At 65.5% G+C, this 18,028-nt stretch carries 14 protein-coding genes and 1 pseudogene; 8 read left to right on the top strand and 7 right to left on the bottom strand.

Translation table 11 applies throughout. The features are described from left to right. Positions 1-195: 195 nt before the first annotated feature. Positions 196-846, top strand: a complete 651-nt coding sequence (locus tag SB786_RS27000; protein ID WP_410730150.1) for a BON domain-containing protein — start codon at positions 196-198, stop codon at positions 844-846. Positions 847-899: 53 nt separating this feature from the next. Beyond that, positions 900-1,139, top strand: a complete 240-nt coding sequence (locus SB786_RS26995; RefSeq protein WP_012372513.1) for a hypothetical protein — start codon at positions 900-902, stop codon at positions 1,137-1,139. Positions 1,140-1,168: 29 nt separating this feature from the next. Here the strand turns inward: SB786_RS26995 and SB786_RS26990 are convergent, their stop codons facing one another. Both SB786_RS26990 and SB786_RS26985 read right to left on the bottom strand, forming a co-directional pair. Further along, positions 1,169-1,471, bottom strand: a complete 303-nt coding sequence (locus SB786_RS26990; protein WP_410730149.1) for a hypothetical protein — start codon at positions 1,469-1,471, stop codon at positions 1,169-1,171. A 22-nt stretch (positions 1,472-1,493) separates the two neighbouring features. After that, positions 1,494-1,829 (bottom strand): c-type cytochrome, encoded by a 336-nt coding sequence (locus tag SB786_RS26985; protein ID WP_410730148.1) that lies wholly within the window; start codon positions 1,827-1,829, stop codon positions 1,494-1,496. A 425-nt stretch (positions 1,830-2,254) separates the two neighbouring features. On the opposite strand from SB786_RS26985, the pseudogene SB786_RS26980 reads away from it, so the two are divergent. Next, positions 2,255-2,416 (top strand): annotated as a pseudogene (locus SB786_RS26980) (alcohol dehydrogenase); the annotation flags it as partial. Positions 2,417-2,549: 133 nt separating this feature from the next. On the opposite strand, the gene SB786_RS26975 reads toward SB786_RS26980, so the two are convergent. From SB786_RS26975 to SB786_RS26960, 4 genes are read right to left on the bottom strand one after another with little or no spacing between them, the layout of a single operon-like run. After that, positions 2,550-3,674 (bottom strand): ABC transporter permease, encoded by a 1,125-nt coding sequence (locus SB786_RS26975; protein WP_410730147.1) that lies wholly within the window; start codon positions 3,672-3,674, stop codon positions 2,550-2,552. A gap of 2 nt (positions 3,675-3,676) precedes the next feature. Beyond that, positions 3,677-6,478 carry a ribosome-associated ATPase/putative transporter RbbA gene (gene rbbA, locus SB786_RS26970; RefSeq protein ID WP_410730146.1) on the bottom strand — a complete coding sequence of 934 codons (2,802 nt, stop codon included), beginning with the start codon at positions 6,476-6,478 and terminating at the stop codon, positions 3,677-3,679. Next, positions 6,475-7,548: an HlyD family secretion protein gene (locus SB786_RS26965; RefSeq protein ID WP_410730145.1), complete on the bottom strand. Its 1,074-nt coding sequence runs from the start codon at positions 7,546-7,548 to the stop codon at positions 6,475-6,477. The genes rbbA and SB786_RS26965 overlap by 4 nt, the downstream gene beginning before the upstream one ends. Then, on the bottom strand, positions 7,545-9,038 hold the full coding sequence (locus SB786_RS26960; RefSeq protein ID WP_410730144.1) for an efflux transporter outer membrane subunit: 1,494 nt from the start codon (positions 9,036-9,038) through the stop codon (positions 7,545-7,547). The genes SB786_RS26965 and SB786_RS26960 overlap by 4 nt, the downstream gene beginning before the upstream one ends. A gap of 413 nt (positions 9,039-9,451) precedes the next feature. Here SB786_RS26960 and SB786_RS26955 point away from each other — a divergent pair, with 413 nt between their 5' ends. Genes SB786_RS26955 through SB786_RS26935 form a run of 5 tightly spaced genes read left to right on the top strand, consistent with a single transcriptional unit; the run spans position 9,452 to position 16,628 of the window. Further along, the gene (locus SB786_RS26955) at positions 9,452-10,972 is read left to right on the top strand and encodes a basic amino acid/polyamine antiporter (protein ID WP_410730143.1); all 1,521 of its coding nucleotides are present in this window, start codon (positions 9,452-9,454) and stop codon (positions 10,970-10,972) included. 56 nt (positions 10,973-11,028) lie between these two features. Beyond that, positions 11,029-13,365, top strand: a complete 2,337-nt coding sequence (speC, locus tag SB786_RS26950; protein ID WP_410730142.1) for an ornithine decarboxylase — start codon at positions 11,029-11,031, stop codon at positions 13,363-13,365. Between the two features lie 20 nt (positions 13,366-13,385). Next, the gene (locus tag SB786_RS26945; protein ID WP_410730141.1) at positions 13,386-14,609 is read left to right on the top strand and encodes an arginine deiminase; all 1,224 of its coding nucleotides are present in this window, start codon (positions 13,386-13,388) and stop codon (positions 14,607-14,609) included. 35 nt (positions 14,610-14,644) lie between these two features. Then, positions 14,645-15,646, top strand: coding sequence for an ornithine carbamoyltransferase (locus SB786_RS26940; protein WP_410730140.1), 1,002 nt, complete (start codon positions 14,645-14,647; stop codon positions 15,644-15,646). Positions 15,647-15,656: 10 nt separating this feature from the next. Next, positions 15,657-16,628, top strand: coding sequence for a carbamate kinase (locus tag SB786_RS26935; protein WP_410730139.1), 972 nt, complete (start codon positions 15,657-15,659; stop codon positions 16,626-16,628). On the opposite strand, the gene SB786_RS26930 is transcribed toward SB786_RS26935, so the two are convergent. After that, positions 16,625-17,932 (bottom strand): NRAMP family divalent metal transporter, encoded by a 1,308-nt coding sequence (locus SB786_RS26930; RefSeq protein ID WP_410730200.1) that lies wholly within the window; start codon positions 17,930-17,932, stop codon positions 16,625-16,627. The two genes, SB786_RS26935 and SB786_RS26930, sit on opposite strands and share 4 nt — an antisense overlap. Positions 17,933-18,028 lie beyond the last annotated feature (96 nt).

The following is an 18,028-nucleotide window of genomic DNA, read 5'->3' as shown; positions in this document are numbered from 1 at the left end:
GATTGCGCGCATCGGCAATCTGACGATAAGGCGGCCGGCCCGCATCGGGTTGACCTCCGTCAAGCGACGCATCGACCGGCCACGCCGTGCGGCGCGATGCATCCGTTGACCTGCATCAGCGAGCGGGGGCCGCGCGTGTGCAACTCTGGCTGTGTGCGGCGAACAGGCGCGCCGCGGCTCACAGGAGAGCAGACGATGAAAACCGACAAACAGTTGAAGCAGGACATTCAGGATGAACTGGATTCCGACCCGTCGATCGATTCGACACGCATCGGTGTCGAGGTGACCGACGCCATCGTGACGCTTTCGGGGCACCCGCCGAGCTATGCGGAGAAGCTGGCGATCGAGCGGGCGGCGAACCGCGTGGCCGGTGTCAAGGCGCTGGTCGTCGACATGACCGTGCATCTGCCGGATGACGACGTGCGTACCGACGAGGACATCGCGAAAGCGGTGCGCTCGGTGCTGCACTGGACGGTCGGTCTGCATGACGATGCGCTCAAGGTGCAGGTCGAACGCGGCTGGATCACGCTGTCCGGCAAGGTCGACTGGGCGTATCAGAGCCACCTGGCCGTGCGCTCGATCTCGCAGATGCGCAGCGTCACCGGCGTGACCGACCACATCGCGGTACAGGGGACGATCGGCGCCGACGACATCGGCAGCAACATCAAGCGCGCGATCATGCGTCACGCGGAGCGCGAAGCGAAGCACATTGCGATCGACGTGCACGACGGCACCGTGCGGTTGTCCGGCAAGGTTGGCTCGTTTTCCGAGCGCAAGGCCGTGCGCGGTGCCGCGTGGTCGGCGCGAGGCGTGCGCGCGGTCGTCGACGACCTGGTGGTCGAGTAAATCAGGCGGGCGGCCGGCGGATGTGCGGTCCGCCCAGATCCATGGGAAGTCAGATGACACTGTCGGGTGAGCTTCACGATGCGGACTGGTCGGTCGCGATCGAGACGGTCGCGGCCGAAACGGGCGGCTTCCGCTGTCGGATCCACGTCACGCTCAAATCGCCGGATGGCGTATGCGAGCGGACGTTCGCACATAGCAGGATCCATGCAACCGAGCGCGAAGCCGCGATCGATGCGCTGCGAGCCGGGATGACGTGGATCGAGATGAAGAAATCGAACACCTTCACGGTCTGAACCGGCGGGCGACGCGGCTACGCGCAACGTCATGCGGCCTCGAGCACCGCAAGCGGCAGCGCCTTGGCGAAGCGGGCGAGTGTGGCGATCGATCCCGTCACGCTTTCGTACCGCTCGCGCCCGATCTGTCCGTCGAGTATCACAAGCATGCCGGCATCGCGAGCGAGCGCGACGCGTCGCTGCGTGTCGAGTGCAACTGCATCGGACCCGTTGTCCGGGTTGGTGCGGTAGCGACAGCGGGGCGGTTCGGGCGTTTGCCGACGCGTCGGGTACGGTGCGCGTGCGCCGCGTTTCGCGACGCTCGCGGGAACGCGTTTGACGATGGTCGACATGAACGGAAGGGGCTGGCGCCGGTTACTGGCTCAACACCCATTGCACGAGCCGATGCGCGTCGTCGGGAGACAGCGGCCCGCCGCGCTCGATGGCGGATGGCATCGGCGTGTCGCCCCAGTGCGCAGGACCGCCGACGCGCAGCTTGCGTTCCAGTTGCGCGCCGGCCTTCGGATCGCCGCGGTAGCGGTCCGCGATCTCGTGGAATGACGGCCCGAGGAACGTCACGTCGGGCGTATGGCAGAACATGCAGTGCTGCGCGTCGACGAGTTCGGTCGGCTCGGGCAAGGCCGTCTGCGCGGCCGCCATGCCGGCCGCCGCCGCCATCGCGCAGAAGGCGGCGCAACGCATGATGCTCATGTCGGTTTCCTCGTCGGGATCAGGAGACGGAGACCACTTCGTCGAGCGGGCGACGCGGTGAATGCGACCCATGCGGTTCGCGCCCGACATGCAACGGAAACTGCGGTTCGCCGCGCAACCCGAACGTGTGGCACAAATGGGCGCGCAGTCCGGCCGTCTCGATCGGCTGGTTCGGGTTGTGGCTGGACGGAGCCAGCACCGCGTAGGCCGGCAGCGACCATCAGGTGATGGTCGGGAGGGGCGCCGGCGACAAGCGGCGGAACGGATATCATTCGATCATCTCCAGGTCACCGCGCTGGCGGCGAAACGCCACTTCATCGTGTCAGCAACCGCTCGGCGGCCGTTGACCCACATCAAGCGCTCGTCACCGGGCGGTGCGGACGCGATGCGAGACGAGTACACGATCGCGCGGTGGGGACGCGAGCATGCTTGCGATGATGTTCGACGGCACGACACCGCGTTTGCGCGAAGCGCGCATGCCCGACTTGTCGCCTGCTGCCGGTCAACTCCCGATCGACGTCCATGCGTGCGGCGTCTGCCGAACCGATCTGCACGTCGTCGACGGCGAACTCGCGCAATCTACTCGACGGAGCCACGCGGCGCGATCAGATTTGCCGCCGGCCTTCCGAATCGACGATCCGGATCCGCTTGCCCTGCGTCGCGACGAGCCCTATCTGTATCCACGCACAAGCCGCGGCCTCGCGTGACCGGACGGGGCAATTACGTCATCTGACCAATCGTCTTGCGGAATCGCTTCAGTGACAGCAGGAATAGCACGCAGCCAATCGCGAACAGCGCCGCGAACTGCATCCAGACCGCGTCCACGCCAGCGCCCCGGTACAGGATCCGTTGCGCGAGCTCGACGAAATGGGTGGTCGGCGCAATCAGCATGATGTCCTGCACGGCGAGCGGCATGCTCTCGCGCGGCGTCAGCCCGCCCGACAGCAGTTGCAGCGGCAGCAGCACGAGCACGAGCAACATGCCGAACTGCGGCATGCTGCGCACGAGCGTCGCAAGAAAGATTCCCATCGACGTCGTCGCGAACAGGTGCAACGCCATGCCGGCCACGAACAGCGGCACGGAGCCGGGAATCGGTACGTGGAGCGCACCGCCCACGACGAACTTCAGCGACACGACGGCAGCGGCCGCGACGACGAGCCCCATCGACCACACCTTCGCGAGCATGATCTCCGCCGCGCTCACCGGCATGACGAGCAGATGCTCGATCGTGCCGTGCTCGCGCTCGCGAATCAGCGCGGCCCCGGTGAGGATCAGCGACAGCATCGTCACGTTGTTGATCAGCTCCATCAATGCGCCGAAGCGGACTTCGTCGAGATTCGGGTTGAAGCGCATCCGCATCGCGAGATCGACGGGCGGCAAGGCCGTGCCGCGATTGCGCCGCACGAATGCGTCGATCTCGCCCGACACGATCTGCTGGACGTACGTGCTGCCGGTGAACGCTTGCGTCATGCGGGTCGCGTCGACGTTGAGCTGAATCGTCGCGTGACGGCCGGCGAGCACGTCGCGCTGGAAGTCCGGCGGAATGTCGAGCGAGAACGTGTAGTCGCCGTTGTCCAGGCCGCGATCCGCGACGCCGGCATCGACGATCGGGGGCGGCGCAAATTGCGGCGGAAAGAAGGCCGCCGCGATCCGCGCCGACAGCGGCGACGCATCTTCGTCGACGATCGCGATCGGTACCTTGTGCAGCGTTTCCGGGCGAGCGGTGGCCGCGACGTAGATTGACGCGCTGAACGTGTAGACAATGAGCGCGAGCAGCGTCGGGTCGCGGGCGAGGCTCCAGAGCTCCTTGACGCCGAGCCGGAAAATGGCAAGCAGGCGCGACATGATCAGCGTTCCTGTTTGCGGAGCAGGACGCAGGTCATGATCAGGATGACCGGCACCGCCGCGAGCAGCGGCCAGAACTGCGACGACAGATCGGACAGCCCGAGCGCCTTGTTGTAGACGCCGCGGCTGATCGCGAGCATGTAGGTGGCAGGGTAGACCGTACCGATCCACTTGCCGCTGCCTTCGAGCGACGACAGTGGCGTGAGCAGGCCCGAGAACTGCACGACAGGGATCAGGGTGCCGACGATCGTCATGAAGATCGCGGCGATCTGGCTACGGGTAAATGTCGATGCGAACAGCCCGATACCGGTGGCCACGACATTGAATATCAGCACCGCGGCCGCCAGCGTCGCGAAGCTCCCCTTGATCCGCACGCCGAACACGACGTCGGCCAGCACGACCATCAACAGGAAGTTCAGCATGGCCAGCATGACATAGGGTGCCTGCTTGCCGAGCAGAAATTCGATCCGGGTGACGGGTGTCACGTACAAGTTGATGATCGACCCCAGCTCCCGTTCCCGCACGACGGCGAGCGCCGTCAACATCGCGGGCAGCATCAGCAGCAACATCGGCATGATCGCGGGAATCATGGCGGGCAGGCTCTTGACGTCAGGGTTGTAGCGATAACGAACCGCAACACCGACCGCCGGGACGAGCGACACGCCGAGCCGGCGCTTCGCCTGATCGCGCAGCCAGTTCTCGTGCATGCCTGCGACATAGCCGCGGATCGTCTCCGCGCGCATCGGCATCGCGCCGTCGACCCATGCGCCGATCTCCACGTGCCGGCCGCGCGCGACGTCGCGCGCGAAACCGGGCGGGATTTCGATCGCGAGCGAAAGCTGGCCGTTGCGCATGCGGTGATCGATGTCGCGGTCATCCGCGAGCGGTGCGCGCGGCACGAAGTAGCGGGAACCGGCGAGGTTCTGCGCGTAGTCCTGGCTCAACATCGACTGATCTTGATCGAGCACGGAGAATGTCAGGTTGTCCACGTCGAGACTGATGCCGATGCTGATCACGCACATCAGCACGAGCGAACCGAACAGCGCCAGCGTCGCGCGCAATGGGTCGCGCCGCAGTTCCAGCACTTCGCGCCACAAATAGCTGCCCGCGCGCGCCGGGCTGAACCACTCGGCCCCGCGGCCGGAGCCGGCATCGGGCGGCGCGGCAAACCAGCCGGCGTCGGCGGACGTGTCCGTCGTTGCGCCGTCCGCGCGTTGCGCGTCGGTCAGATACCCGATGAACGCTTCCTCGAGCGTGGCGGCGCCGCGCGCTCGAACCAGTTCCTCGGGCGCGGCGCTCGCGAGCACACGGCCCGCGTGCATCAGCGAGATGCGATCGCAACGGGCGGCCTCGTTCATGAAATGCGTCGAAATGAAAATCGTGACGCGATCGTTGCGCGCGAGCTCAATCATCAGTCGCCAGAACTCGTCCCGTGCAACGGGATCCACGCCCGACGTCGGCTCGTCGAGAATGAGCAGTTCAGGCTTGTGCACCATCGCCACGCCGAGCGACAGCCGCTGCCGCATGCCGAGCGGCAGGCGCTCCGGCAGCGAGTCGAGTGCATCGGCGAGCCCGAAGCGCTCGACCATTTCGGTCACCCGTGCGGGTACGTCGGCTTCCGCTACGCCGAACAGGCGCGCGTGCAGCACGAGGTTCTGCCGGACGGTCAGCTCTCCGTAGAGCGAAAACCCTTGCGACATGTAGCCCACGCGACGGCGCGTGTCGATGTCGTCCGCGGCGACCGGCCGGCCGAACAGCGTCGCGGTGCCTTCCGACGCGGGCAGCAGACCCGTGAGCATCTTCATGGTCGTCGACTTGCCGCAGCCGTTGGAGCCGAGAAAGCCGAAGATTTCCCCGCGGCGGATCTGCAGGCTCACGTGATCGACCGCGACGAAATCGCCGAACCGCATCGTCAGCGCGTCGGCTTCGATGGCGTAGCAGGCGGCCGCATCGGGCTGGAACGGCGCGATCCGGATCGGCCGGTGTCCGTGCCGCCGAGCTTCCGGCAGCAATGCGATGAACGCGGCTTCCAGCGTGTCGCATCCGGTGCGCTCGAGCAGGTCGCCGGTGCGGCCCGTTGCCAGCACCCGGCCGGCGTCCATCGCGATCAGCCAGTCGAAACGGCGGGCCTCGTCCATGTACGCGGTGGCAACGAGCACGCTCATTGCCGGGCGCGCGGCGCGAATGCGCCCGATCAGTTCCCAGAACTGCGCGCGCGACAACGGATCGACGCCGGTCGTGGGCTCGTCCAGGATCAGCAGGTCGGGATCGTGGATCAACGCGCAGCACAGGCCGAGCTTCTGCTTCATGCCGCCGGACAGCTTGCCGGCGGGGCGAGTCAGGAACGGATGAAGACCGGTGCTGTGCGTGAGTGCGTCGATCCGGCGGCGCCGTTCCGCCGCATCGTGGCCGAACAGTCTTGCGAAGAACTGCAGGTTTTCCTCGACCGACAGTGTCGCGTACAGGTTCCGGCCAAGGCCTTGCGGCATGTACGCGATGCGCCGGCAGACGCGCGCGCGATCGCCGCGCAACGACAGGTCGCAGCCGAGCGTCCACACCTGGCCCTGCTGGATCGCCCGCGCGCCGGACACGAGCGCGAGCAGGCTCGACTTGCCGACGCCGTCCGGCCCGATCAGCCCGATCATGCGGCCGGCCGGGATATCGAGCGTCACGTCGGCGAGCGCGTATTTGTCGCCGTAGCGCAGCGTGACGCCGGACAGCCGGGCGACCATGTCCGGATCGACCGGCATCGGCGGAACGTCGATCGAGCCGGCATCCGTATCGGCAGCCGTCGTCGAATTCATTGCGGCACCCGGATCGCGAGACGATCCGGCCAGCCGGCATGCGGGTCGGTCTTCAGCCACGCGACGCCCGGCAAGCCGGTCTTGACGAGTTTCAAGTGGCGCTGCAACAGATCGCGGTCGATGCGTGCCTTGACGCGAAACATCAGCTTCTGCCGCTCGGTGGCCGTCTCCACCGTCTTCGGCGTGAATTGCGCAGTGCTCGACACATACGACACGCGTGCCGGAATCACGTATTCCGGCGCGGCATCGAGCACGATCCGCACGTCGGCGCCGAGCGGAACCCGGCCGACGACCGCTTCCGGCAAAAAGAACGTCATGTAGACGTCGGACAGGTCGACGACATTGAGCACCTTGCCGCCCGCCGGCAGCACTTCGCCCGACTCGGCAATCCGGTACTGGACGCGCCCGTCGCGCGGCGACGTCAATTCGCTATCCGAGATGTCGGCCCGCACGCGCGCCACGGTCGCCTGCGCGGCCGTCACGGCCGAGCGCGCCGCGACGAGCTGGGCCCGCGTCGCGTCGACGGCGGCCTGGGCTGCTTCCACCTGCGCGCGCGCGGCATTCACGGTTGCGCGCAGGCTGCCGGCACGTGCGCGATCGTCGTCCAGTTCCTGCATCGACGATGCACCGTCTCGCGACAGCGTCTCGGACCGCGCGAGCCGCCGCGTGGCCGCGTCCAGCTCGCTTACCCGCTGGACGACGACAGCCGCCGCCGCGGTCTTGTCGCTGCGGCGCTGCGCAACCTGCGCGTCGATGCTCGCCGCGTTGTTCACCGCCTGTTGCTCTCTCGCCCGCGCTTCGTCGAGCTGCGCCTGCAGGACGACGACGTCCATGCGCGCGAGCGGCTGGCCGGCGCTCACGAAGTCGCCTTCGTCGACGAGCATCGCGGTGACGCGCCCCGGCAGCTTGGTGGCGACATCGATTTCGGTCGCCTCGATGCGCCCGTTGCCGCTGACGAGCCCCGCATCCGTCTGGCCGTCGCGCCAGCGCGTCCATCCGTAGTACGCGAAACCGATCGCGAGCACGGCTGCGCCGACACCGATCAGAAGAGGGCGCGGGATGGTTTTCATGGTGTGTGTTCCGAATGGGTCGAAAGGGTGGCGGATGCCGCGGCAGTCGTGCCGGTATCTGTCGTCCCGCCGCCAAGCGCGCCGTACAACGCGACGCGGCTCGACAACAGCGCACGACGCGTCATGACCCATTGCTGCTCAGCGTTCATCAGATCCCGTTGCGCATCGAGCACTTCGAGGAAGCGGGTGGCGCCGCTGTCGTAACGCAGCTTCGCGAGGCGTGCCCGCTCGGCCTGCGAGGCCAGCGTGGCGCGCTCGATGCGTACCTGGTCAGCCAGCCAGTAGCGGGACGCCAGCGCGTCCGACACGTCGCGGAATGCGCCCTGCAGCGTCTTTTCGTACTTCGCCAGCGCCTCGTCGCGCTGCGCGTGCGCGAGCGCGAGATTCGAGCGATTTCGGCCGCCGTCGACAAGCGGCAGCGTCACGTTGGGGATGAGCGACCAGGCGCCGGTGCTCGACGACAGCAGATCGCGCAATGCGCTGCTGCCCGAGCCGATCGAGCTCGTCAATGCGATGCGGGGAAAGAATGCGGCCCGCGCCGCGCCGATGTTCGCGCGCGTTGCCTGCAGTTCGTGCTCCGCGGCAATCACGTCCGGACGACGGGCGAGCAGCGAGGAAGGCAGGCCAGGAGCGAGCGACGGCATCACGGCGTCGTCGTCGAGCGCAAGCGGCGTGTCGGGCAGATCCGGTGGCGCGCCGACCAGTAACGCCAGTGCATCGGCAGCCGACGCGCGTGCCTGCTGAAACTGGGTGCCGAGGGATTCCGCCTGCTGCAGCAGGATTTCCGATTGCGTCAGGTCGAGTCGCGAGATCGCGCCGGACGCATGACGAAGCCGGAAAATCCGCAGCGATTCGCGCCGCGTGTCGATCGTCGCGCGGGTCAGCGCGATGCGCTCGTCGAACTCGCACAGAGTCAGATAGGCGTCCGCTACCCCGGTGACGACGCTCAGCGTCACTGCCTGGCGGGCCGCGTCGCTCGCGAGATAGCGTTGGAGCGCCGCTTCCTTCATGCTGCGCACGCGGCCCCAGAAATCGAGCTCCCACTGCGTTTCGGCCAGCTGGACTTCGTAGATCTGGCCAATGACGGGCGCCGGCGAGAGAAAGCCGCCCGGTGCGCGAAACCGCGCATAGGCCGCGCCCGCACCGATAGTCGGCCATTGATCGGCACGGCGGATCCCGTAAACCGCACGCGCCTGCTCGACGCGCGCAATCGCCGCGCGCAGATCCCGATTGTTGGCGAGCGCCTGCCCGATCAGCGCGCGAAGGCGCGCGTCGACGAAGTAAGCCTGCCACTCGGGCACTGGCGCCGCGGTTGTCGCGGCGGCCGACGGATCCGGAAAGGATGCGGGAATCGGTGCGGCGGGACGCTCGTCCGGTGGCGCAAGCGACAGGCATCCCGACAACAGCGCGACGCCCGCCGCCAGCGCGATGGCACGCATGTGCCGCACGACGGCTGGATGAAAGCGAACGGGAAGCGCGGCAGCGCGCATGGAGTGCCTCGTCGAATACGGAATACTGGATGGCGCCGCATTCAATGCGTCGCCGCTTCGGATTCACTTATATCCGACGATTACCGGGTTTCCCCTTGATCTGCGTCACTCGCGCGGGCATACGTTTCGAGCGGCCCCTCGCTTGACGCGCATGCCGGAGCGTGCGTCGGGCGTTGTCGTGATGACGTGCCGATCGGAAGCGCGCAAGGAACGTCGCGTCGGCAATGCTGTGGGTTTGCCGGCGCGCCGGCCGGCCCGACTCCGCGTAGCCGGGTTCGAATGCCCGTTGATACAGATCAACGGGATCGCCGCGAACTCTCCTATCTTCAGCTTCGACGTCGGTCTGGGGTGCTCGAGGGTGCATTTCACAGGCCATCACTTCCACGCGAACCGAATATTCACCATGCCGCCCGGTGGCCGACCCGCACGGCACAAGGAGAGAAACAATGAATCAGCCGGACAGCGCGCTGACAGCCGCTCGAGCGAAGCCTTCCGACGTCTCGCAAGCCAGTAGCCGCAAGCTGGGGCTGCCGCTCCTCACGGGGGTTGTGATCGCCTCGATGATCGGCGGCGGCGCCTTCAATTTGCCGCAGAACATGGCACAAGGCGCGGGGCTTGCCGCCGTCGTCATTGCGTGGGTCATCACGCTGGTCGGCATGTTCTTTCTGTCGAACACGTTTCGCACGCTGGCCGACAAACGGCCGGACCTGAAAGCCGGCATCTACTCGTATGCAAAGGAGGGCTTCGGGTCGTTGGCCGGTTTCGAAATGGCATGGGGTTACTGGCTGTCCGCCGCGTTCGGCAATGTCGCGTTCGCGGTCCTGTTCATGCAGACCATGGGCTATTTCTTTCCGGTCTTCAAGAGCGGCAACAACTGGCAGTCCATCATCGGCGCGTCGGTGCTGATCTGGGCGATGAACTTTCTGGTGTTGTCCGGCGTGAAGCGTGCGGCGATCCTGAACGTGATTTCGAGCGTACTGAATATCGGCACCATTGCAGTCGCGCTCGGCGCGATGGCCGTGGCGATCAAGGGTGGCATGTTCTCGTACGACCTCTGGGGACAGCAACAGCATCTGGGCAGCATGCTGGGCCAAATAAAAAGCACGATGCTCGTCACGCTATGGGTATTCATCGGCATCGAGGGGGCTGTGGTCGTATCCGATCGCGCGAGCAAGACTTCGCAGGTCGGCGTCGCGACTTTCCTCGGGCTCCTGGTCTGCACGGTGCTGTACTTCCTGTTGTCCGCGTTGCCGTTCGGCGTCATGCATCAGGCACAGTTGGCTGGACTCGCATCGCCCTCGGCGGCCTACGTGCTGAAAGCGACGGTCGGCGATTGGGGGGCGGTGTTCATTGCCGTCGCGCTGATGTTGTCGCTGCTGAGCTGCTGGCTGGCGTGGACGATCCTCGTGGCCGAGTTGCCGTACGAAGGGGCGAAGGACGGCGTATTCCCGAAGTTTCTCGCGCGCGAAAACCGTCATCACGCCGCCGCGCCGTCGCTCTGGATTTCGAGCGCGACCATGCAGCTCGCCGTGTTCGTGGTGCTGTTCGCCCATGACGCATGGACGTGGCTGATTTCGATCACCGGCGTGATGATTCTGCCGCCGTATCTCGCCAGCACCGCGTTCTTGTGGCGTTACGCGAAGCAGTCGAAGTACGTGTCGAGCGCGGGCGAGACCGCCCGCGAATCGATCTGGACAGGGGTGTTCGGAACGGTATACGCAATCTGGCTACTCTACGCAGCCGGGCCGCAGTTCATTCTGATGTCGACCATTCTCTTTGCGATCGGCCTTCCGGTGTTCTGGTGGGCACGGCGCGAGCATGCCGCCGGCGAGCCGCCGTTCACGCGTCGCGAAACCACTATCGCGGTCATTCTGGTGGCGGTGGCGATTGTTGCGCTGGTGCTGTTCGCGCGCGGTACGGTCAAGCTGAGTTGAACCGTTCGGCATGAACGTCATCGCCTTCCATTTGCAGAATTCGACCCGGAATCATCATGCGATACGACCAGATGTTTGGTTTCCTGTTTTGCTGTGCGATGCCCTTGCCGCCGACCTTGCCGTCTTCGCGGCTGCGGCGCATTGTCGATGAGCTGGGCCGGCTCGGCTACGGCACCACGATCACCGCCGAGCCCGCCGAGGCCAGTTCCGCGATTCGCAGCGACGCGTCGGTGGGGTGCATCGTCGTCGAATGGTCGTTGACCGAACCGGAGAGCGAGGTCGAGGCGTTCGTGCGATTCGTGCGCGAACGCGGCCTGGACGTGCCGGTCTTCATTCTGGTGCAGCGTCATTTGCTGGAGGAGATTCCCGTGTCCGTGCTCGGGCAGGTGACGGGCTATATCTTCATCGAGGAAGACACGCCGGAATTCATCGCGCGCAACCTGGTGAGCCATTTGCGCAGCTACGCCGATTCGCTCAAGACGCCGTTCTTCGGCGCAATGGTGGACTATGCGGAACAGGCCAACCAGATGTGGACGTGTCCGGGCCACAACGGCGGCGTGTTTTATCAGAAGAGCCCGATCGGCCGCGCATTCGTCAAGCACCTGGGCGAAGCCGTATTCCGCAACGACCTGGACAATTCGGTTGTCGAGCTGGGCGATCTTCTCGTGCATGAAGGGCCGGCGCTGGCGGCGCAAAAGGCCGCCGCGCGAATCTTCGGCGCGGAGCGCACGTATTTCGTGCTGAACGGCACGTCGACCTCGAACAAGATCGCCTTGACCGCGCTGGTGGCGCCGGGCGACCTCGTGCTGTTCGACCGCAATAATCACAAAGCGGCGCATCATGGCGCCCTGCTGCTGGGCGGCGGCATTCCGGTCTATCTTCCCACCACGCGCAACGCGCACGGCATGATCGGGCCGATCGACTTCGAAGCGCTCGACGAAGCACGCATTCGCGACAGCCTCCGGCGCAATCCGCTGATCGGCGATTCGCGGGTCTGGCAGCGCGAACGGCCGTTCCGCGTGGCGATCATCGAACAATGCACGTACGACGGCACGATCTACGACGCGCAAATGCTCGTCGACAAGATCGGACCGCTGTGCGAATACATTCTGTTCGACGAAGCGTGGGCCGGCTTCATGAAATTCCACCCGCTGTTCAAAGGCCACTTTGCGATGGGGCTGGAGGGGCTGGATGCGTCCGCGCCCGGCATTATCGCGACGCAATCGACGCACAAGCAGCTCGCGGGGTTTTCGCAGGCCTCGCAGATCCACGTCAAGGATGCGCACCTGGACGGGCAGCGCAGGCAGGTGAGCCACCGGCGTTTCAATGAGATGTTCATGCAGCACGCGTCGACTTCGCCGTTCTATCCGCTGTTCGCGTCGCTCGACGTCGGCGCGCAGATGATGCGGGGCCGTTCCGGCGAAGTGCTGTGGGACGACACCATTCGCCTCGGCATCGAGATGCGCAAGAAGATTCGCGCACTGCGCCGCGACTACGAGGCGAACGAAACCGATCCGGCGCGGCAATGGTTCTTCGATCCGTTCGTCCCGGACGTGGTCCGGTTCGAAGGCCGTGCCGAGCGCTGGGAAGACCTGCCCACGGAGCGCCTTGCCGCCAGCGCGCAATGCTGGGAACTGGCGCCCGAGCAGAAATGGCATGGTTTCGGCGCGCTTGCCGCGGGCTATGCGATGACCGACCCCAACAAGCTGACGCTGCTCACGCCCGGCATCGATCGCAGCACGGGCGAATACGCGGAGCACGGCATCCCGGCCGCGGTGCTCGCGGCGTTTCTGCGCGAAGCGCGGATCGTGCCCGAGAAAAACGACTTGAACAGCATTCTGTTTTTGTTGACACCGGGGCTCGAAGCGTCGAAGGCGGGCACGCTGCTCTCCGCGCTGGTGCGTTTCAAGCAACTGCACGACGACAATGCGCCGCTCGACGACGTGATTCCGTCTTTTGTCGCGGCGCATCGCGAGCGGTACGCGGGCGTGGGGTTGCGGGATCTGTGCGCGCGGATGCACCGCTTCTATCGCGAACATGACGTGAGCCGCTTGCAACGCGAGCAGTTTCGCGCCGCGCACTTTCCCGCGGCCGCGATGCTGCCGCAGGAAGCCATGCACGAACTGGTGCGCAACAACGTCGAGCTGCTGCCGATCGAGCAGATCGGCGGCCGGGTCGCAGCGACGCTCGCGCTCGTCTATCCGCCCGGCATCGGCGTGATCGTGCCGGGAGAGCGATACGACGAACGTGCCGCGCCGATGCTCGCCTATTTCCGCATGATCGAGGAAGGCGGCAACCGGTTTCCCGGCTTCGAGAATGAGATTCAGGGCATCTACCGTAAGACGGAACGCGACGGCACCACACGGCTTTATACGTACGTCGTGATCGAGTAATCGATTTTCAAGAGGTAACGATGAATTCAGGCGTTCATTCGGAGGCCGGCAAGCTGCGCACGGTCATGGTTTGCAGTCCCGGCCTCGCGCAGCGGCGTTTGACGCCCGCGAACTGCGAAACCTTGCTGTTCGACGACGTGATCTGGGTCGACCGTGCCATCGAAGATCACAAGGCATTCACCGCGGCGCTGCGCGAACGGGGCGTCGAAGTGCTGGAGTTCCATCATCTGCTCGCCGAGACGTGTCTGAACACGGCGGCGCGCGACTGGATTCTCGACCGGCGCATTGTCGAGGAGGAGGTCGGCACGGGCATGCTGCGCGAACTGCGGATGTGGCTCGAGGAGATGCCCGCGCGGCAATTGGCCGACGCGCTGATTGGCGGCGTGGCGAAGGCCGAGTTGCCGTTCGACGCGCGCGGGCTGTTCGGCGGTTATCTCGAACGCTCGGACTTCGTGATCCAGCCGCTCGTCAATCTGATGTTCCAACGCGATCCTAGCGCGTGGGTGTATGGCGGCGTCACGCTGCACCCCATGTTCTGGCCGGCACGCCGCAAGGAGACGTTGCTGCTCGCCGCCGTGTACGCGTTCCACCCGCGCTTCGCCGGCAAGGTCAAGACATGGTGGGGCGGCGCCGAGCAGAGTTATGGCGTGCAGACGCTCGAAGGCGGCGACGTGATGCCGATCGGCGGCGGCGTCGTGCTGATCGGCATGGGCGAGCGCTCGAGCCCGCAAGCGGTCACGCAGGTTGCGCGAGCGTTGTTTGCCGGCCATGGCGCGAAACGGGTGATTGCGTGCCAACTGCCGAAAGCGCGCGCGTCGATGCATCTGGACACCGTGTTTTCGTTCATCGACATCGACTTCGTCAGCATCTATCCGGATGTCGCGGACGGCATCCGTTGCACGAGCCTCTATCCCGCGGATGAACTCGGCCAGATCCGCTACGAACGTCATGACGAAAAATTCCTCGAAGTCGTGGCGAGGGCGCTGGGCGTCGGTTCGCTGCGGGTGTTGACCACCGGCGGGGACAGCTATGAAATCGAACGCGAGCAATGGGATGACGGCAACAACGTGCTGGCGCTCGATCGCCGCGTCGTGCTCGCGTACGACCGCAACACCTACACCAACCGGAAGATGCGCCAGGCGGGCGTCGAAGTCATCGAAATCCCGGGCGGCGAGCTTGGAAGAGGCCGCGGCGGCGCCCACTGCCTGAGCTGCCCGATCCAGCGCGACCCCATCCACATCTGAGGCGTTCGCGCCATTGCCGACTAACGGAAATTCTCATGTTCAACGTACATAATCGCAGCTACCTCACGCTGATTGAATACACGCCGAGCCAGATTCGTTACCTGCTCGATATGTCCAGAGATCTGAAACGGGCGAAATATGCCGGCACGGAAACGCCGCGTCTGAACGGCAAGAATATCGCGCTGATCTTCGAGAAAACCTCGACGCGCACGCGCTGCGCGTTCGAAGTTGCCGCGCACGATCAGGGCGCTCATGTCACCTACATCGATCCGACCGGCTCGCAGATCGGACATAAGGAATCGATGAAGGATACGGCCCGCGTGCTCGGCCGCATGTACGACGCGATCGAATACCGCGGCTATGGCCAGGCGGTCGTCGAGGAACTCGCCAGGTATGCGGGCGTGCCCGTCTACAACGGTCTGACCGACGAGTTCCATCCGACCCAGATGCTCGCCGACGTGCTGACGATGCACGAACACAGCGACAAGCCTTTGCATGAGATCAGCTATTGCTATATTGGCGACGCGCACAACAACACCGGCAATTCGCTGATGATCGTCGGCGCGAAACTCGGCATGGATGTGCGTTTGTGCGCGCCGCGCCGCCTGTGGCCGCACGACGAACTGATCGAGCAGTGCCGGGCGATCGCGGCGACCACCGGCGCGCGTCTGACGCTGACCGACAAACCCGCCGAGGCGGTGCAGGGCGCGGACTTCATCTATACCGACGTGTGGGTGTCGATGGGCGAGCCGTTCGAGAAATGGGGCGAGCGGATCAACGAACTGCTGCCGTATCAGGTCAATGCGGCGCTGCTGGCCGCGAGCGGCAACCCGAGAGTCAGGTTCATGCACTGCCTGCCGGCATTTCACGATGCACGGACCCACGTCGGCAAACAGATCGCGGACCAATACGGGCTGACCGACGGTGTCGAGGTCACGGACGAAGTGTTCGAATCCGAAGCGTCCATTGTTTTCGACCAGGCCGAAAACCGGCTGCATACCATCAAGGCGATCCTGGTCGCCACGTTGACCGCATAAAGGAGGGCTCATGCGCATCGTCGTCGCTCTCGGCGGGAACGCACTGCTTAAACGCGGTGAAGCGGTCAGTGCGGGCGAGCAACAGCGCAACGTCCGAACCGCGGCGGCGCAGCTCGCGGCGCTCGCCGCGGGCCACGAGCTCGCGATCGTGCACGGCAACGGGCCGCAGGTGGGCCTGCTGGCGGTGCAGAGCGAGCAGGCGCCGCGCGCCGCGCGCTTTCCGCTCGACGTGCTGGATGCCGAAACCGAGGGCATGATCGGCTATCTGATCGAGCTGGAATTGCGCAACCGTCTACCCGCCGGGCGCGCTTGCGCGACACTGTTGACCATGGTGGAAGTGAGCGCCGCGGATCCGGCTTTCGGGCACCCGGACAAACCGATCGGCTCGGTACTCACCGAAAGCGATGCGGCGGCAGCCGCGCGCGAGACCGGCTGGACGGTCGCGCCCGACGGCGCCGGGTGGCGGCGCGTCGTGCCCAGCCCCAAACCGTTACGCGTTCTGGAGATCCAGCCGGTGCGCGCGCTGCTGGCCGACCACACGATTGTGATTTGCGCGGGCGGCGGCGGCATTCCCGTCGTGGCCGCGGAGGGCGGCGGCTATCGCGGCGTCGAGGCGGTGGTCGACAAGGACCGCAGTGCGGCGTTGCTGGCACGCGAAATCGGCGCCGATCTGTTCGTGATCGCGACCGACGTGAGCGGCGTCTATCTCGGCTGGGGCACGCCGCTTGCAAGGACGATACGCCGCGCGAGTCCGCAGGCGCTTGAAGGTATGGGGTTTGCCGCCGGCTCGATGGGGCCGAAGGTCGAAGCCGCCTGTGAATTCGCGCGGCTCACCGGACGCCGCGCCGCGATCGGTGCGTTAGCGGACATCGAACGGCTGGTTGCCGGCACGGCAGGCACGTCGATCAGCTGCGACGTGCCGACGGTGGAAGAAGATCCACCCGCTGCGATGCAGGCGCAACGCGCGCGTCGAACGACCTAGAACGACGTGGCCAGCATGGCCAGCGCAATCGCCAGCATTACGCCTGTGGCGACCCAGCCGAGCCCGCGCAACCATCCTCGCGCGGCGGACCGCCCCATGATGTCGGCCCTCGAAACGATCAGCATCATGACGGCCATGACGGGAACCGCGACGACGCCATTGATGACCGCGCTCCAGTACAGCGCCTTGATCGCATTGATGGACACGAAGTTGACGATCATGCCGATCAGCGTGGCGAGCGCGATCGTTGCATAAAAAGCTTTGGCTTCCTGAACCTTGCGCGTGAAGCCGACCGGCCAGTCGCGCGCTTCGCCGATCGCATACGCGGCGGACCCCGCCAGCACCGGCACGGACAGCAGCCCGGTGCCGACGATGCCGGTCGTGAAAAAGAGCGCGGCGAACGAGCCGGCGATCGGCCGCAATGCCTGCGCGGCTTGCGACGAGGTTTGAATGTCCAGCGTGCCGTGCGCATTGAGCGTGGCGGCGGTCGTCGCCAGAATCGCCAATGCGGCCAGATTGGAGAGCCCCATGCCGGTCACCGTATCGATCTCGATGCGATGCAAGGCGGCGGGCCCTTGCTCGGGCGCTGCGATCAGATCCTGCTGGCGCGGATGCGCGCGCATATCCTCGACTTCTTCTTCGGATTGCCAGAAGAACAGATACGGGCTGATCGTCGTGCCGAATACCGCGACCACCGCGGTCAAATAGCTGGACGTCCAGCTGATGCGCGGAACGAAGAGGTGGCTGGCGAGCTGGCTCCAGTTCACGTGCGCCACGGCCAGCACCGCGAAATACGCAAACAGCGACAGCGTGAACCATTTCAGCACGGCGACGTAGCGCGTGTACTGCAGCAATAGCTGCATGCAAATGCACACCGCGGAAAAGAACAGCACATACAGCCACTTCGGGCCCGGCAGCAATAGCGCCGTTGCGTCGGCCATCGCGCCGAGGTCCGCGCCCAGATTGATGATATTGGCGATCAGCAGCAGCACGACCACCCATTGCAGCAGCCAGTTCGGATAATGCAAACGCAACACGCCGGCGATGCCGTGACCGGTGGTGCGGCCGATTCTGGCGCTGATCATCTGGATCGCAACCATGAGCGGATAGCTGAAGAGCAGGGTCCACGCCAGGCCGTAGCCGAATGCGGCCCCCGCCTGGCTATAGGTGGCGATGCCGCTTGGATCGTCGTCCGAGGCGCCCGCGATCAGCCCCGGGCCGAGCACGCCGAGCAGACGCGGTTTGGAAGGGCCGACGACGGGATCGAGCCCGTCCGGATCGGTAGCGTGCGGCAAGTTGTCCATGCGGCTCTCGGCGAATGCGCTGCGAATAAGTTGTCCATCGGGCGTTGCCCGACCCCGAGGGATGAAACGGACGCAGACGTTGGGAGCGGTACCAGC

Source organism: Burkholderia sp. SIMBA_062 (assembly GCF_046534765.1).
Classification (GTDB): Bacteria; Pseudomonadota; Gammaproteobacteria; order Burkholderiales; family Burkholderiaceae; genus Burkholderia; species Burkholderia ambifaria.
The sequence above is the reverse complement of the archived record's forward strand: the minus strand, read 5'-3'. Positions and strand labels throughout refer to the sequence as shown.

Bases quoted from the DNA above. Each gene is read 5' to 3' on its own strand.
- SB786_RS26975 (WP_410730147.1), bottom strand. From the start codon at position 3,674: ATGTCGCGCCTGCTTGCCATTTTCCGGCTCGGCGTCAAGGAGCTCTGG.
- SB786_RS27000 (WP_410730150.1), top strand. From the start codon at position 196: ATGAAAACCGACAAACAGTTGAAGCAGGACATTCAGGATGAACTGGAT.
- SB786_RS26945 (WP_410730141.1), top strand. From the start codon at position 13,386: ATGAATTCAGGCGTTCATTCGGAGGCCGGCAAGCTGCGCACGGTCATG.
- rbbA (WP_410730146.1), bottom strand. From the start codon at position 6,478: ATGAATTCGACGACGGCTGCCGATACGGATGCCGGCTCGATCGACGTT.
- SB786_RS26960 (WP_410730144.1), bottom strand. From the start codon at position 9,038: ATGCGCGCTGCCGCGCTTCCCGTTCGCTTTCATCCAGCCGTCGTGCGG.
- SB786_RS26935 (WP_410730139.1), top strand. From the start codon at position 15,657: ATGCGCATCGTCGTCGCTCTCGGCGGGAACGCACTGCTTAAACGCGGT.
- SB786_RS26940 (WP_410730140.1), top strand. From the start codon at position 14,645: ATGTTCAACGTACATAATCGCAGCTACCTCACGCTGATTGAATACACG.
- SB786_RS26965 (WP_410730145.1), bottom strand. From the start codon at position 7,548: ATGAAAACCATCCCGCGCCCTCTTCTGATCGGTGTCGGCGCAGCCGTG.
- SB786_RS26990 (WP_410730149.1), bottom strand. From the start codon at position 1,471: ATGTCGACCATCGTCAAACGCGTTCCCGCGAGCGTCGCGAAACGCGGC.
- SB786_RS26985 (WP_410730148.1), bottom strand. From the start codon at position 1,829: ATGAGCATCATGCGTTGCGCCGCCTTCTGCGCGATGGCGGCGGCGGCC.
- speC (WP_410730142.1), top strand. From the start codon at position 11,029: ATGCGATACGACCAGATGTTTGGTTTCCTGTTTTGCTGTGCGATGCCC.
- SB786_RS26930 (WP_410730200.1), bottom strand. From the start codon at position 17,932: ATGGACAACTTGCCGCACGCTACCGATCCGGACGGGCTCGATCCCGTC.
- SB786_RS26995 (WP_012372513.1), top strand. From the start codon at position 900: ATGACACTGTCGGGTGAGCTTCACGATGCGGACTGGTCGGTCGCGATC.